Origin of the sequence: Microbacterium oxydans (genome assembly GCF_000956405.1) — a bacterium.
Classification (GTDB): Bacteria; Actinomycetota; Actinomycetes; order Actinomycetales; family Microbacteriaceae; genus Microbacterium; species Microbacterium oxydans_C.
The window spans coordinates 117,679-133,305 of record NZ_JYIV01000020.1 but is presented as its reverse complement, the minus strand read 5'-3'; the positions used below and the strand labels follow the sequence as shown (position 1 = coordinate 133,305).

The 15,627-nt window shown below is 68.5% G+C and carries 15 protein-coding genes; 10 read left to right on the top strand and 5 right to left on the bottom strand.

Features of this window, described 5'->3' with window-relative positions:
* Window positions 1-15 precede the first annotated feature (15 nt).
* From RN51_RS05545 to RN51_RS05535, 3 genes are read right to left on the bottom strand one after another with little or no spacing between them, the layout of a single operon-like run.
* Window positions 16-504 carry a GbsR/MarR family transcriptional regulator gene (locus tag RN51_RS05545; protein ID WP_052674599.1) on the bottom strand — a complete coding sequence of 163 codons (489 nt, stop codon included), beginning with the start codon at window positions 502-504 and terminating at the stop codon, window positions 16-18.
* Between the two features lie 16 nt (window positions 505-520).
* On the bottom strand, window positions 521-2,137 hold the full coding sequence (locus RN51_RS05540) for an ABC transporter permease (protein WP_045263048.1): 1,617 nt from the start codon (window positions 2,135-2,137) through the stop codon (window positions 521-523).
* Complete coding sequence (locus tag RN51_RS05535; protein WP_045263047.1) at window positions 2,137-3,129, bottom strand: ABC transporter ATP-binding protein; 993 nt, start codon at window positions 3,127-3,129, stop codon at window positions 2,137-2,139. Before RN51_RS05535 ends, RN51_RS05540 begins: the two co-directional genes overlap by 1 nt.
* A 90-nt stretch (window positions 3,130-3,219) precedes the next feature.
* Here RN51_RS05535 and RN51_RS05530 point away from each other — a divergent pair, with 90 nt between their 5' ends.
* The 4 genes from RN51_RS05530 to RN51_RS05515 all read left to right on the top strand — a co-directional run bounded on the left by RN51_RS05530 (window position 3,220) and on the right by RN51_RS05515 (window position 8,091).
* Window positions 3,220-4,530 carry a class I SAM-dependent methyltransferase gene (locus RN51_RS05530; protein ID WP_045263046.1) on the top strand — a complete coding sequence of 437 codons (1,311 nt, stop codon included), beginning with the start codon at window positions 3,220-3,222 and terminating at the stop codon, window positions 4,528-4,530.
* A gap of 338 nt (window positions 4,531-4,868) precedes the next feature.
* The gene (locus RN51_RS05525) at window positions 4,869-6,170 is read left to right on the top strand and encodes a quaternary amine ABC transporter ATP-binding protein (protein WP_045263045.1); all 1,302 of its coding nucleotides are present in this window, start codon (window positions 4,869-4,871) and stop codon (window positions 6,168-6,170) included.
* Window positions 6,170-7,129: an ABC transporter permease gene (locus RN51_RS05520; protein WP_045263044.1), complete on the top strand. Its 960-nt coding sequence runs from the start codon at window positions 6,170-6,172 to the stop codon at window positions 7,127-7,129. The genes RN51_RS05525 and RN51_RS05520 overlap by 1 nt, the downstream gene beginning before the upstream one ends.
* A 53-nt stretch (window positions 7,130-7,182) precedes the next feature.
* Complete coding sequence (locus RN51_RS05515) at window positions 7,183-8,091, top strand: glycine betaine ABC transporter substrate-binding protein (protein ID WP_045263043.1); 909 nt, start codon at window positions 7,183-7,185, stop codon at window positions 8,089-8,091.
* A gap of 114 nt (window positions 8,092-8,205) precedes the next feature.
* On the opposite strand, the gene RN51_RS05510 is transcribed toward RN51_RS05515, so the two are convergent.
* Together RN51_RS05510 and RN51_RS05505 are read right to left on the bottom strand one after the other, a co-directional pair.
* The gene (locus tag RN51_RS05510) at window positions 8,206-9,474 is read right to left on the bottom strand and encodes a sensor histidine kinase (protein ID WP_197073184.1); all 1,269 of its coding nucleotides are present in this window, start codon (window positions 9,472-9,474) and stop codon (window positions 8,206-8,208) included.
* Window positions 9,475-9,479: 5 nt separating this feature from the next.
* A complete protein-coding gene (locus tag RN51_RS05505; RefSeq protein ID WP_045263041.1) occupies window positions 9,480-10,148 on the bottom strand; it encodes a response regulator transcription factor in 669 nt (222 codons plus the stop codon).
* Between the two features lie 136 nt (window positions 10,149-10,284).
* Between RN51_RS05505 and RN51_RS05500 the strand changes: the two genes are divergently transcribed.
* From RN51_RS05500 to RN51_RS05475, 6 genes are all read left to right on the top strand, one after another.
* On the top strand, window positions 10,285-11,043 hold the full coding sequence (locus tag RN51_RS05500; RefSeq protein WP_045263040.1) for a hypothetical protein: 759 nt from the start codon (window positions 10,285-10,287) through the stop codon (window positions 11,041-11,043).
* Complete coding sequence (locus tag RN51_RS05495; protein ID WP_052674598.1) at window positions 11,040-12,095, top strand: peptidoglycan-binding protein; 1,056 nt, start codon at window positions 11,040-11,042, stop codon at window positions 12,093-12,095. Before RN51_RS05500 ends, RN51_RS05495 begins: the two co-directional genes overlap by 4 nt.
* Window positions 12,092-12,802, top strand: a complete 711-nt coding sequence (locus tag RN51_RS05490) for an ABC transporter ATP-binding protein (protein ID WP_045263039.1) — start codon at window positions 12,092-12,094, stop codon at window positions 12,800-12,802. The genes RN51_RS05495 and RN51_RS05490 overlap by 4 nt, the downstream gene beginning before the upstream one ends.
* Window positions 12,803-12,819: 17 nt before the next feature.
* On the top strand, window positions 12,820-14,007 hold the full coding sequence (locus tag RN51_RS05485; RefSeq protein WP_052674597.1) for an ABC transporter permease: 1,188 nt from the start codon (window positions 12,820-12,822) through the stop codon (window positions 14,005-14,007).
* Window positions 14,008-14,614: 607 nt separating this feature from the next.
* Window positions 14,615-15,262, top strand: a complete 648-nt coding sequence (locus tag RN51_RS05480; protein WP_045263037.1) for a cutinase family protein — start codon at window positions 14,615-14,617, stop codon at window positions 15,260-15,262.
* Between the two features lie 101 nt (window positions 15,263-15,363).
* Window positions 15,364-15,621: a hypothetical protein gene (locus RN51_RS05475; protein WP_045263036.1), complete on the top strand. Its 258-nt coding sequence runs from the start codon at window positions 15,364-15,366 to the stop codon at window positions 15,619-15,621.
* Window positions 15,622-15,627 lie beyond the last annotated feature (6 nt).

Genomic DNA, 15,627 nt, shown 5'->3' with positions numbered 1-15,627 from the left:
GGAGTGGGGTGAGGGTCAGGGGGTGCGGCGGAGGGCGCGCCAGTCCTCGACGATCTGCAACATGCGGGAGGAGAGGAAGCGGAAGAACTCGGCGAGCTCGATCGCGCGGTCGTGAGCGTCCTGGTCGTCGTCGTGCTCCGCCGCGATCTCGTCGATGTACTCGGAGAGGCGCGAGTACACCGGCATGTTCCCCACGATCGAGCTGTAGAACGGATCGTGCACGAACTCGTAGCGGTCGCGCCGGTCGCCGGGGTGTGATCGACGCTGGATGAAGTGCAGCTGCTGCAGGTACCGCACCGCTCCGGAGACGGCGGCGGCCGAGACGCCCAGACGCTCGCCGAGCTGGGCGGCCGTGTACCCGCCCTCGGGAGCGGCGACCAGAGCCATCATCACGCGCGCCGGCATCCGCGGCATCCCGGCGGCGGTCATCATGGCGGCGGCCTGCTCGGCGGGTTCCATCCCGCGGTGGGAGTCGCGGGAGGGGGCGTCGTCGAGGTCGGGCATCGTGCTCCTCCTCGGCTCAGGGGGCGAGCTCACGGCGTCGCATCAGGGTCAGGGCTCCTGCGCCTCCCGCGACGAGAGCGAGCACGAGCCACCACAGCCCGCGCACGTCCACGCCGCTGCCGTCCACCATCGGGGTCACGCCGAAGGGCGAGAGGTTCATCGTCCAGTCCGGCAGTCCGAACAACGGGCCGAACAGCCCGAACAGGGTCGCCAGCAGGACGAGGCTCCACGCGAGGGCTGTCGTCGCGCGGGGGAGCAGCACGAAGACGAGCGCGGTGAGCACGGCGAAGACCGCCGCCGCCAGGGCCTGCCCCGCTCCTGCCACGGCGACGATGCGGTACAGCGAATCAGCGCCGCCGTTCACCCGGATGCCGACCCATCCGGCGAGCACCGCGGCGGCGACCACGATCAGCACCGCGAGCACGCCGACGATCACGTAGTCGGCGAGCCAGCGCACACGACCGACCGGGGTCGCCAGCACGGCCTCCGCAGTGCCGCGCGCCTCCTCCTGCCGCGCGCGCACCACGATCTGCACGGCGCAGCACGCGGCGAGGATGCCGAGAAGGGTGAAGAACACGGTGACCACGACCTCGTCGAGTCCGCCCGTCGCTCCGCCGATCGTGGTCAGGATGTCGGCCACGGCCGGGTTCTCGCCCGAGATCCGGTCGACCAGTCCGCTCAGGGTGGTGGCGAGGATGCCGGTGATCGCCCCGCCGACCGCCCATCCCACGATCGCCCCGGACGTGAGCCGCCACACCAGCGCGTGCGGGGAGGCGAGCGGGGGCCGTGCCGAGACCCTGCCGGGGCGCTCCGCGACGAAGCTCGCATCGATATCTCGCAGCGACTGCAGGGCGACGGATGCGCCGGCGAGCACGAGTCCGAAGGCCAGGCCGAGCAGCATCGGCCCGACCAGGTCGGCGTCGTAGGGGCGGGATTGCTCCACCCATCCGAAGGGGGACAGCCACGCCGGCCACGCGCTCGTCATGCTCGTCAGATCGTCGCTCGGGGTGCCCGCCGCGTTGCCGATCCCGCGGATCAGGAACGTCGCCACGAGCACCCAGACCGTCAGCGAGTTCGCACCCCGAGAGGTGCGCAGAAGCTGCGCGGCGAGGAGGCCGACGCCGAGGAACGCGACGCCGCAGGATGCCGCTGCCGCCCCCGCCAGGACCGACCCCGCGAGCGGAAGACCGGTGGCGATCAGCGCGAGCGCGGTGAGAACGGCCAGGGCGACGTTCGCGAGCGCCCCGTGCACGATCGTCGCGACCGTCGGAAGGCGGCGTCCGGCCGGGGTGGCCCAGACGAGCTCCGCCCGTCCCGCCTCCTCGTCGCCGCGCGTGTGCCGCACGGCGAGGAACGTGCTCATGAGGGCGGCGAGGAACGCCAGCCACGGCAGCACCTCGAAAGCCAGGAACGCCCCTTCGGACGTACCGGACGGCAGCCCGCGGAACATCAGGATCACCGGATTCGCCAGCGCAGCCGCGAGGATGTTCTGCCGGTCGGCAAGAGTGGAGTACGACTGGCTGACACCGGCGTATCCGGCGAAGGCCATCAGGGCCGTGCCGACGATCCACAGCGTGAGCTGCAGCCGATCACGCCGCAGTCGCTGTCTCAACAGCACGCCGAAGGCGGTCATCACGCACGATCCTTCACCGCGCGACGGCCACGACGGGTGGAGGGCTCTTCGTGCTCCGCTCCACCTTCCTCGGCCGCTTCGAGTCCGGCGAGGTCGTCGCCGTAGTGGCGCAGGAACAGCTCCTCGAGCGAGGGCGGAGCGACGCGCAGGTCGCTGATGCCGAGGGTGGCGAGGGCGGGGAGCACCGTCGCCGTGCGATCGCTGTCGACGGAGAGGCGGATGCGGTCGCCGTGCTGCTCGGGGTCGTGTACGTCCGGGATGCGGCCGACCTGTTCGAGGGTGGCGCCGGCGGAGACGAACGACACGTCGCTGCGGGTGAGATGACGCAGTTCCGACAGGGTCCCCGTCTCCACGACGCGGCCGGCGCGGATGATCGACACCCGGTCGCAGAGCTGCTCGACCTCGCTCATGATGTGGCTCGACAGCAGCACGGTCGCGCCGTTCGCGTGGGCGCGGGCGACTTCGCGCTGGAAGATGACCGCCATCAGGGGATCGAGTCCGCTGGTCGGCTCGTCGAGGATGTAGAGGTCGGCGGGCACGGCGAACGCCGCGATCAGCGCGACCTTCTGCCGGTTGCCCTTCGAGTACGCGCGGCCCTTCTTGCGCGGGTCGAACTGGAACGCGTCCATCAGGCGCTTCTTCTCGTGCTGGTAGGCGGCGTCCTTCGCGCGGGCGCCGCGCAGTCGTGCGAGCAGGTCGACGGCCTCGCCCCCGGACAGGTTCGGCCAGACGCTGACGTCTCCTGGCACGTAGGCGATGCGTCGATGCAGGTCGACGGCGCGATCCCAGGGGTCTTCGCCGAAGACCTCGACCTCACCCCCGGTGCGCCGCGCGAGGCCGAGGAGGATGCGGATGGTGGTCGACTTGCCCGCGCCGTTCGGGCCGAGGAACCCGTGCACCTGGCCCTGCTCGACGGTGAGATCGAGGCCGTCGAGTGCGTGCGTGTGGCCGTAGTGCTTCGTGAGGTCGCGGGTGGCGATGACGGTGGTCATGCGCGGGAGCGTACGCCCGATTCACAAAGTTGTGAATCGGGCGAAAACAACGCATGCGAAATCCTTACGACGCCCGCGTACAGTGGGCTGGTGCCGGAGTTCCCCTACAGTCGCCTGCGCCGCTGGCCCGACGTCGAGGCGGACAACCTCCAGGCCCATGATGCGACCGACCTGCTGCTCGTGGAATGGGCGCTCGCACTCGAGGTTCCAGGGTCCGAGACCGTCGTGATCGGCGACGAGTACGGTGCGATCACGCTGGCCCTCGCGGCTGCCGGGCGGCACGGCATCCGGGTGCATCAGGATCTCGCGACCGGTCGACGGGCACTGCAGCGCAACGCCGAGGAGCTCGGGCTCGCTGCTGCGGACGGCCGAAACGGAGACGAACCCGCTGCGGCACGGCGTGTCTCCACGCAACACGCCGTGGTCGAGTCGGATGGTCTGGGTTTCGGCCCGCACTTCCACCCGCACGAGCTCGATGCCGACCTGCTCACCGGCGCGAAACTGGTGCTGCTGCAACTGCCGAAGTCGCTCGCGGAACTTGAGCAGATCGCCGACGCTGTGGCCCGCTGGGCTGCTCCCGACGTGGTGCTCGTCGCCGGAGGCCGCGTGAAGCACATGACCCTCGGCCAGAACGAGGTGCTGGGGCGGAGCTTCGCGCACGTGCAGGCCCAACGCGCCGAGCGGAAGTCGCGGCTGATCGTGGCCACGGAACCGAGACCCGCCCCCGCGGACCCGCCGTTTCCTGTCGCCGCACAGCACGACGGACTGACGCTGGTCGCCCATGGGGGTGCCTTCGCCGGCCCGCGCCTGGACATCGGAACCCGGGTGCTGCTGGAGGCGCTCGGCCTCACCGGAGCACGACCCGGGAAGAACGCACCGGACCGCCCCGATGCGCCTCTGAACGGGCCGGAGAAGGAACATCCCTGGGGAGGTGTTCACGACGCTGCGGTCCCACGCGTGCTCGACCTCGGCTGCGGCACCGGTGCGCTCGCCGTGTCCTACGCGCTCGCCCATCCCGAAGCGCGGGTGACGGCCACGGACCGGTCGGCCGCTGCAGTGGCATCCGCCCGCGCGACGACGGTGGCGAACGGAGTCGCCGACCGGGTCACGGTGACCCACGACGATGCCGGTTCCGCGCTTCCCGACGCCTCCTTCGACGTGGTGCTCTTGAACCCGCCATTCCACCTCGGCGCGAGTGTTCACACCGGCGCGGCGACCCGCCTGTTCGAGGCCGCTGCACGGGTGCTCCGCCCCGGCGGCGAGCTGTTCACCGTGTACAACTCGAGCCTCGGATATCGAGCCGAGCTCGCCCGGGTGATCGGGCCGACGACCCAGCTCGCGCGCACGCCGAAGTTCACCGTGACTCGTAGCATCCGGAGCCCGCAGGCCTCGGATTCCTGACCGCGGAATCATCGCAGGAGGGATTGTCAACGACCCGTGCAATCCCCCGGTCAGCCACCGAAACGAGACTGCTTCGCACGACCGGGATTTGCCCCTGATCGGCCATTTCGTTACGTTGGTCTGTGGGCCTGACGGCCCGAAGACCAGTCCGCGACCACGTCCTTCTTTCGATGAGCTGTGCTGCGAAGAGGCGTGGACGTACGGTCGATGCTCTATCGCGGCGGATCCGAAATCCGCCGTCCGTGCCGCCACAGCAGACATGTCGAACGGCCTTGAGAGGATCACCCGGGCGTAACCGAAGCAGGCTCAGCCACCCGAAGGCGAGCCGCAGGGGAAACGTGTCCGAAATCGCTCTCGAAGCGCGCAATCTGTTCAAGGTTTTCGGTAAGAATCCGAACGCCGCCGTCCGTCGGCTGAAGGCCGGTGAGAGCCGGTCCGCCGTCGCGGACGCCGGCACCGCCGCGGTGATCGACGCCAGCTTCTCCGTCAATCGCGGGGAGATCTTCGTCATCATGGGCCTGTCGGGATCCGGCAAGTCCACCATCATCCGCATGCTCAACGGGCTGCACGATGTGACCGACGGCACCGTCACGGTGAACGGCGACCCCATCACGGGCATCCCGTCGTCGCGGCTCCGCGAGATCCGTCGCGACCGCATCTCGATGGTGTTCCAGCACTTCGCGCTGCTGCCGCACCGTACGGTCGCCGCGAACGTCGCGTATCCGCTCGAGCTCAAGGGCACCCCGAAGGCCGAGCGCCTGGCCAAGGCGGAGGAGATCCTCTCGCTGGTCGGACTGGAAGGTCAGGGCGAGAAGCTCCCGTCCGAGCTCTCCGGTGGCATGCAGCAGCGCGTCGGCATCGCCCGCGCCCTCGCCGCCGACAGCGACATCCTGCTGATGGACGAGGCGTTCAGCGCCCTCGACCCCCTGATCCGGCGCGAGATGCAGGAGCAGCTGCTGGAACTGCAGCAGAAGCTCCAGAAGACCATCGTGTTCATCACGCACGACCTGAACGAGGCCATGTTCCTCGGTGACCGCATCGCCGTGATGCGCGATGGCCGCATCGTGCAGATCGGCACGCCGGAGGACATCCTGATGGACCCGGCCAACGACTACGTCGAGCAGTTCGTGCAGGACGTCGACCGCGCCCGCGTGCTCACTGCGGCCAACGTGATGGAGCGTCCGCGGCCCGTCGTGCCGCACACCGCAGGTCCTCGCACGGCCCTGCGCCAGATGCGCGACGCCTACATGTCGGCCACGTACGTCGTCGGCAAGGATAGGCAGCTCGTCGGCGTCGTGACCGACCGCGACGCGGTGAAACTCGTGCGCAACGGCGCCACCACCCTCGACTCGATCATGAAACCGGTGCTGCAGAGCGTGCGTGAGGACGACGTGCTGATGAACCTGTTCGTGCCGGCCGTCGAGTCTCCGCTGCCGCTCGCAGTCACGGATGCCGACGGACGCCTGGTCGGGGTGATCCCGCGCGTGACGCTGCTCGCCGCCCTCGGCCCCGGGCCCGGCGCGACCGAGGAGATCACGCTTCCGCTCCAGCCGATGCCGCAGGCCGAGATCGATGCGGTGCTCGATGACGGGTGGACCGCCGACCCGGTCGATGCCCCGACCGCCGAGGAGGTGCGCTGATGGACGGCTTCCGCATCCCCGTCGGAACCTGGATCGAATCGGGCGTCGACTGGATCAAGGACAACCTCGACGGCCTGCTCGACGTGATCTCGTTCGTGATGAGCTTCCTCGTCGACGGCCTGACCCGCGTCCTGCTCACTCCGCACTTCGCGGTCATCATCGTGATCGCCGCCCTCATCGCCTGGGTCGTGCGCTCGTGGCAGCTCGCGGTGGGCACGGTCGTCTCGTTCGGACTGATCGTCGCGATGGATCTGTGGGTTCCTGCGATGCAGACCCTGGCGCTCGTGCTCGTCGCCGCCGTGATCGCGGTGCTGATCGCGGTGCCGCTCGGCATCTGGTCGGCGCGCAACGCCACCGTCCGGGCCGTGCTCAAGCCCGTGCTCGACTTCATGCAGACCATGCCTGCCTTCGTGTACCTGATCCCCGCGATCGTGTTCTTCGGCATCGGCGTGGTCCCCGGCCTCGTCGCCACGGTCATCTTCGCGCTGCCTCCCGGCGTGCGACTGACCGAGCTCGGCATCCGCGGTGTCGACTCCGAGACCGTCGAGGCGGGGCAGGCGTTCGGCGCGAAGCCGGGCCAGATCCTGCGGGGCATCCAGCTCCCGCTCGCGATGCCGACCATCATGGCCGGCGTCAACCAGGTCATCATGCTCGCGCTGTCGATGGCGGTCATCGCCGGTATGGCGGGCGCGGACGGCCTCGGGAAGATGGTGGTCGAGGCGATCTCGACCATCAACATCCCCAAGGGCGTCGAGGCCGGCCTCGGTGTCGTGCTGATCGCGGTCTTCCTCGACCGCGTCACCGCAGCTCTGGGCGCGCCGGGCGAGAACCGCTCCTCGTTGCTCGGCATGCTCGCGCGGCGTCGTACCCCGCACGGAAACGGTGGCGGAACAGCATCCGCTCCCACCCCTGAAGCGTCCGCGAAGGAGGACGCTGCGAATCGGGAACTCGTGCACTGAGTCCCATCCCCTACGGAACAACACCCATACGGAACGCAAGAGAGAGAAATCACATGAAGAAGAAGATCCTCGCAATCACCGCCCTCGGCGCCGCAGCGGCGCTCACCCTCGCGGGCTGCAGCAGCGACGGCGCCGGCGGCACGGGCGGCGGCGACGGCAGCTCCGACGACAAGGGCACCATCACGCTGGGCTTCCTGCCCTCTTGGACCGACGGTCTGAGCACCGCCTACCTGCTGCAGGACCAGCTCGAGAAGATCGGCTACACGGTCGAGATGAAGACCCTCACCGAGGCCGGTCCGCTCTACACCGGGCTCGCTCAGGGCGATGTCGACATGTACCCGTCGGCGTGGCCGGAGCTCACGCACGCCTCCTACATGGAGAAGTACGGCGACAAGATCGAGGACCTCGGCGCGTACTACGACAACGCCAAGCTGACCCTCGCTGTGCCGGAGTACTCCGAGCTGAACTCGATCGAAGACCTCGTGGGCAAGGGCGGCGAGTTCGACGGCAAGATCTACGGCATCGAGCCGGGCGCGGGACTCACCGCCCAGGCGCAGAAGATGATCCCCGAGTACGGGCTCGACGGCGAGTACGAGCTCGTCACCTCGTCGACCGCGGCGATGCTCACCGAGCTGAAGACCGCGACCGACAAGGAACAGGACATCGTCGTGACGCTGTGGCGTCCGTTCTGGGCCAACGACGCCTTCCCCGTGAAGGACCTCGAAGACCCGAAGGGCGCGATGGGCGAGGCCGAGCGCCTGCACTTCCTGGGCACCAAGGGCTTCGCCGAGGAGTTCCCCGAGGCGGCCGCGCTGATCGAGAAGATCAAGTTGGACGACGAGCAGTACGGCGCGCTCGAAGATCTCGTGGTCAACGAGTACGGCGAGGGCAAGGAAGCCGACGCGGTCGACGAGTGGCTGAAGAAGTACGGCGACCAGTTCGACTGGACCGTCACCAGCTGACACCCCCCTTCCGCTCCGCCCGGGTGATTCGTTCCCGTCGCACTTTCTGTCGCTCTGGCTGCGCCATTCCGACAGAAAGTGCGACGGGAACGCTCGTGTACGGGGACCCGGCGCTCAGAGCGGGAGCACGATCGCGGCGATCAGGCCGCCGCCCTTCCGCGCGCGCAGGCGCACCTCCCCGCCGTGGGTCTTCGCGATGCTGTGCACGATCGCGAGGCCCAGCCCCGTGCCGTCGGGGCCGGCGGAGGTGCGACTGGCATCGCCGCGGTAGAACGGCTCGGTGAGCAGCTCGACCGTCGCAGGGGCGATCGGAGCGCCGGTGTTCTCGACCTCGATGATGGCGCGTCCCCGCTCGCGTCGGCATCGCACCCACAGCTCTCCGCCCTGCGCGTTGTGGCGCACGCCGTTCTCGAGCAGGTTGCGCACGGCCCTCGCCAGCAGCACCGCATCTCCCTGCACCGTGAGTTCCCGAAGCGTCGGGTGCACCTCGATGTCCTGAGCGTCGAGGTCGTCGACCTGATCCCGGATGAGGGCGCTCAGCTCGACGGGCTCGACCTCTTCCAGGCCCGTGCGGGCGCGCGCGAGGGCGAGCAGCGCCGTGATGAGTCGTTCGCTCTGCTCGGTGGCCCGCAGTGCCCGCTGCATGTTGGCCTGCAGGTCGGCCGGCACCGCACCCTGTTCGAGGGGGATCTCCAGCGCGGTCCGCGTCGTGGTCAGCGGAGTGCGCAGCTCGTGCGAGGCGTTCGCCACGAAGCGGTCCTGAGCGGTGAACGCGGACTGCAGTCGGTCGAGCATCCCGTCGATCGTGTCGCCCAGCTCCTTGATCTCGTCGTCGGGCCCCGGGAGGTCGAGGCGTCGGCCGAGGTCGCGTTCGGAGATGTCGCGCGCGGCGGCCGTGACCTCGCCGATGCGGCCGAGCGAACGTCGCGCGAGCCAGAACGCGAGCGCGGCGGCCACCCCGGTGAAGGCCACCAGCACGACGACCGACCACAGCAGCAGCCCGTTGCCCACCTCGTCGGCGAGGAAGCTCGACTGCTGCAGCACTGCGCCTTCCACAGCATCGAAGGTCAGCGTCTGGGCAGGAACCGCCAGCTCGGCGTCGATGGTGCCGGCGTAGTATCCGCAGCCGGTGCTCGCCTGCCCCCAGACGACGCTGCTGCTGTCCGGGAGCGGCGTCACCCCGCTGACGTCGGATCCGTCGGTCGCGATCGACCCGCCTTCGACCTGCAGCACCGAGGCCATCGGGAGACAGCTGGCCTCGGTGGTGGTGATCGCGGAGGAGAACAGCTGCTGCACCACCAGGTACTGCACGGTGAGCAGGGCGGCACCGGCGGCGATGAAGACCGCGGTGATGATGATCACCAGTCGGGTGCGGAAGCTCATGCGTCTCATGCGGTCGTCCCCACCCGATAGCCGTGTCCTGCCGCGGAGTGGATCACCTCGGGCGAGCCGAGTTTGCGCCGAAGCGTGTGCACCACGATCTTGACCACACCACGCGTGCGCTCCTGCGGTTCGTCCCACACCTCGTCGAGGAGGTCGTCCGCGCTGACGTAGCCGCCCTCCGCGGCGAGAAGCGTCTCGAGCACCCCGAACTCCTTGAGCGTGAGTCGGATCGGGCTGCCGTCGCGCTCCACGATGCGTCGAGCGCTGTCGAGGCGCACTCCGGCGAACTCCTGCACGGCACTCGTCCGCGCAGAACCGCCGCGTCGGCCGAGCGCGCGGATGCGGGCCAGAAGCTCGACGTACGCGAACGGCTTGGCGAGGTAGTCGTCGGCACCGAGGTCGAGGCCTTCGACACGGTCGCTCAGAGTCCCGGCGGCCGTGAGCATCAGGATGCGTGCCGGGTACTCCTGCGCGACGAGGGTGCGGCACACCGCGTCGCCGCTCAGCACGGGTAGGTCGCGGTCGAGCACGATCACGTCCACGTCGTTCGAGGCCGCGGAGGTCAGGGCTGCGGCTCCATCGCGCGCGACCTCCACCAGGTAGCCCTCGCGGCGCAGGCCGTCGGCGAGCATATCGGCCAGGTCGGCCTCGTCTTCCACCAGCAGCAGTCGCATGGCACCTCCGTCATCCGAGGGTGCGTGTGCCGCGGTTAGTTTCCGGTTAGGCGCCGTCATACCCACAGCAAACCACCGCCTCCGTAGAACTGACTGCACGTCGCGGAGGAGCTGCGACCGCGAGAAAGGGAACCTCATGTTCGATTCGAGAGCAGTCCGATCGTGGGCGGCGATCCCCGCTGTCTTCGCACTCTTCGCGCTCGCCGCGTGCAGTGCGCCATCGGGAGACGACAAGGCGAAGGACGGGGCGAACAATGCGGCGGCCGCCCGCTTCGTCAGCTGCCTCACCGAGGAGGGGCAGACCGCGAAGATCGTCGAGGGGGGACAGGTGGGCATGCTGATGCCCGACGATCCCGCGAGCGGCACCTCGACAGGCGGCATGATGTCGGTCGAAGCGGACTCGGGCGACGACGAGGACCTCGCCATGACGATGGTCTTCTCGGACGAAGACGGTACCTGGCTCGCATCGACTGCGGCATCGGGCTACCCGGAGGAGGGCGGACAGCGCGCCGCGTGGGAGACCTGTGAAGAGAAGGTCCCCGAGTTCACGCAACCGGAGCCCGATATGACGGGCGAGGGCTCGCAGACGAAGATGATCTCACCGGAGGAGATCATGGAGTCCGGGCTCGCGTTCGCCTCCTGCGCCAGGGAGAACGGCTTCACGGACTTCGCCGACCCCGACACCGACGGCATGCTCACCGTGCCGAAGGGCATCAGCGAAGACGAGGCGCGCACGCTTCTCGAAGCCTGCGCGGAGACCACGGGGGACATGCCCCCCATGTTCACGCAGGAGAGCATCGAAGCCGTCGACTTCGACTGGTTCGCGGTGATGAGCGAGTACTTCGACGGCATGTTCGCGGCGACATCCACCATTCCCTCCGGAGGCGACGAATGAGCCGCCGGCTGACCAAGGTGCTCGTCCCGGTCGGAGTGCTGCTCGTGGCGGCCGCCGTGACCGTGGCCGTGCTGCAGCCCTGGAGCTCGGTGGCCGAGTCGCCGGACGAAGCGAAGGCGCCGGTGACGGTCGAGGCGGAGCTCACCACGCTCACCTCCGATCTGCGCCTCAATGGAACCCTGAGCTACGGGGCGTCGGTCGCCCTGCCGGGCCGTGCCGGGACGATCACCCGCCTGCCGGCGGCGGGCGAGGAGATCGGCGTCGGGCAGGCGATCTACGAGGTGGACGGGAAGCCGGTGATCGCGATGCGGGGAGACCGTCCGTTCTGGCGCGACCTGGGCCTCGGAGTGGATGAAGGGCCGGATGTCAGGCAGCTGGAACAGGCTCTCGCCGATCTCGGCTTCGGCAAGAACATGACGATCGACGACGAGTTCACCGCTGTCACCGAGACCAACGTCAAGGCCTGGCAGAAGTCGCTCGGGGTGCCGCAGGACGGCATCGTGAAGCTGGGTGACGTCGTCGCGATCAGCGCCGCATCCGTGCGGGTGGAGTCGGTCACGGCGAAGCTGGGGGACCCGGCGGGGTCGAGTCCGCTCAGCTACACGAGCACGACGCTGCGCGTGGTCGCCAAGCTGACGGATGCACAGGCTCGCGAGATCCTGCCCGCCACGAAGGTGACCGTGATCCTGCCGGATGGGACGGAGGCGCCGGCGACCGTGACCGCCGTCGACCCCGGCGGGCAGCCGACCGAGAAGGAGGGCGAGACCACTCCGCCCACCGCAGACGTCGAGTTCGACGACCCGGCCGTCGCCGCGGGAATCGGTCTGCGCGCGGTGAAGGTCGTGTTCGCGACCTCGGAGGTGAAGGACGCGCTCGTCGTGCCGGTCACCGCCCTCGTCGCGACCACCGACGGCGGATATGCCCTCGACGTGCTGCGCAAGGGCGGCAAGATCGAGCGCGTCGCCGTGGAGGTCGGGCTGATCGCCGACACCAAGGTGCAGATCACGGGCGGCGATCTCGCTGCAGGCGATGCCGTGGTGGTGGCACGATGACACCCGACACGGTGGTCGAACTCGTCGATGTGATCAAGGAGTACCCGGGCAACCCGCCGCTGCGCGTGCTGCACGGCATGAGCCTGGCGATCGAGAGCGGTGAGCTGGTGGCCGTGGTCGGAGCCTCAGGATCGGGCAAGAGCACGATGCTCTCGATCATGGGCACCCTCGACGACCCCACGAGCGGCACCGTGCTGATCGATGGGACGGACGCCGCGGCTCTGCCCGAACGCGAGCGTGCCGTGCTGCGCGCTCGCCGCATCGGCTTCGTGTTCCAGCAGTTCTTCCTCCTGCCCGCGCTGAGCGCGCTCGACAACGTCGCGCTCGGTCTGCTCTACTCCGGCGTGCCGGCGGCCGAGCGGTCAAGGCGTGCGGCAGCGGCCCTGGAGCGGGTGGGCCTCGGCGCCCGCATGAAGCACCGACCCGGTCAGCTGTCCGGCGGCGAGCAGCAGCGTGTGGCGATAGCCAGGGCGATCGTCGGCGATCCGTCGGTGCTGTTCGCCGATGAGCCGACCGGTGCGCTCGACTCGACCACGGGCGATCGCATCCTCGAGCTGCTCACCTCGATCGCCGATTCCGGCACGGCCGTCGTGATCATCACGCACGATCCGCACATCGCCGAGCGCACGCAGCGGCAGGTCGGCATCCACGACGGCCGGATCGTGAGCGACACCGGCTCGCGCGTGAATGAAGAGGTCGCTGCATGAGACGCCGAGGGGAGCGGATGCCACGACTGAGTGTCGCGGACAGCATCCGCACGGCACTCATCGGTCCTCGCAGTCGCAAGATGCGCACGGCGCTGTCAGCACTCGGCGTGGCGGTCGGCATCGCGGCGCTCACCGCGATCACGGGCATCGCCGCCTCGAACCAGGCCCAGCTGTTGGCCGAACTCGACTCCCTCGGCGCGAACATGATCGTCGTGCAGCCGGGCTACGGACCGGACAACAAGCCGGTCGCGCTGCCGGAGACGGCCGCCGGGATGATCGAGCGGGTGGACGGCGTGGAACGGATCGGGGTGCTCGAGAAGGTGCCGGACGACACGGGCGTGTACCGCAACGACCTCATGCCGAAGAGTCAGGGCAACGGGCTGACCGCCTATGCGGCGAGTCCAGACTTCCTGTCGTCGGTGGAGGGATCCGTGGCGAAGGGCTCCTGGTTCGACGAGACCGACCGCTCGTTGCCGGTGACGGTGCTGGGTGCGGCGGCTGCGGCGCGCATGGGCATCACGGAGCCGGGCGTGCGGGTGTGGATCGGCGAGCAGTGGTACACCGTGATCGGGATCCTCGATGCGGCCGGCCTCGCCGAATCCATCGACGCGAGTGCGTACCTCGGGGACCGATGGGCGGCCGGGCACGTGGCGAAGAAGAGCGACGGCAGGATCGCCGCGATCTACGTGCGCATGGCCGACGGTGCGACGGGGGAGAAGGTCCGCGATGCGATCGCCCGCGCTGCGAACCCCTCGTCTCCGTATGTGCAGGTGAACGGGCTCGGCGACCTCGCCGGCGCGCGGGACACTGCGGATGACTCGCTGTCCGGCCTCGCGGTCGGCCTCGCGGCGATCGCTCTGCTGGTCGGAGGGATCGGCATCGCGAACACCATGGTGGTCGCGGTGTTGGAGCGTCGCGGCGAGATCGGTCTTCGACGTGCGCTCGGCGCGCGCTCGGGGCAGATCGCGGGTCAGTTCGTGGCGGAGGCGATCGTGCTCGGCGGGCTGGGGGGCCTCGCCGGAGCCGCGGTCGGGGCACTCGGGGTCGTCGTCTACGCCTCGGTCCAGGGGCAGGCGGTGACGATCCCCGCGGTCGTGCTGTTCGGTGGCCCGGTCGTGGCGCTGGTGGTCGGGGTGATCGCCGGGCTTTACCCCGCGATCAGCGCCGCGCGGCTGTCGCCGACGGCGGCGCTTCGCACGGTCTGAGGCCCTGGGTTCGATCGCGAGTGCCCCCCGCATCCGCTCCCGTCGCACTTTCTGTCGCTTTCAGGATCTGTGAGCGACAGAAAGTGCGACGGGAGAAGAGGGAAAGGCGTGCAGACCGCCGAGCGCGGCGAAACGCCCCGGCCGGGGAGAAGTCCCCGGTCGGAGCGTTCCGTCTCGCTTGGCGTCGATCAGCTGACCTTCTTCCGGTACGAGATGATCGCGAAGACGTAGGCGACCACGAGGATCCCGACGCACCAGGCAAAAGCGACTCAAGGCTCGCATCTCTCGACTCAAGGCTCTCACACCTCGACTTGAGGCTCTCGTCTCTCGGCCCCGCGAACACGATGCTGATTAAGCAATCGTTTAGACAAACTAAAGAGCGAGTATGAGTGTTGACCGGAGATTGCGCTGGGGGGCGCGAAGGGGAAAGGCTGCCGTATTGGCGCTGGCACTGGCGGCGGTGGCGGTACTTGGCGGGGGGACCGCCGCAAGCGCGACGAATACCACCAACCAGTGTGCGTGGGCTGTGATGATCGGTGTGCGTGGGACGTCTGCTCCCGCGGGTTCGGGGAGCACGCAGGCGGGTCACGGGTGGACGAGCGGAGGTATGGGCGACGTCGTCGGGCAGTTCACGGCCACATATCTACTTCCGGAGGATCCGTGGAATGAGTACGGGCTCTACGTTGAACGCCTGAACTATCCTGCTTCTGACGCGGGTGCGTATCAGCAGAGCGTCACCAGCGGAGTGCTCGCGCTGCAGGCGGAACTCGAGTGGATGGCTTCCCGTTGCGCGACACTTCCTGCCGTGGTCCTCGCCGGGCACTCTCAAGGGGCGCAAGTGATACTTACCGCGCTCGCGCCGGGCTCGGAGATCAAGTTCGGCGGCGGCTTCTACCCCACCTTGTCTGCAAAGGCGCGCTCGATGATCCGGGCGGTCGTGGTCTGGGGCGATCCAACATGGAAGGCAGGAACCGGGTGGAACTCTTCGGATTCGATGGCCACTGGCCAGGGCATCTTCGCCAGGGGGCAAGCTAGCTTGGACTATCTTGCATCCGAATACAAGTCCTGGGGATGGCCTCAGGGAAGCACCAGCCCCAACCCTCAATGGGTACCGAAGATTCGCTCGTACTGCTTTGCGAAGGATTGGGCTTGCCAGGCTGGAAGTCCAATTGACAATGCGATACACAGTTCGTGTAAGTACTACATGTCGGGTCCGCGTTCGTTCGTTCAGTACATGATGACTGACTTCTCATGACTTCGACGAGTGGCTGGGGGCCAATTCGGCGTGTGCCGCCACGTCGCTACTTTGCAGCAACGCTCTGGATGGTGGCTCAAATTGCAGTCGCTTGTGGCGGAATGCTCCTCATTTATCTCACGGCGATGAGGATGGATGGGTGCGTGTCATCGTGCAGGGACGACGTTGCCAACTTCGCAGCGGACGGTCTGAAGGTCGTGTTGATCGTCCTCGTTGCCAGTCAGGTCCTGCTGTTCGTCTTCGCTTTGCTGAGGAGGACCTCACCGCACATCATCGGTGCCGTGATGATGGGGTTGAGTCTTGTCGCGATCACAGCGGCATATCTGCTGATGGTCTCTGCATACCCGGTATCCTCCTGAAATCGT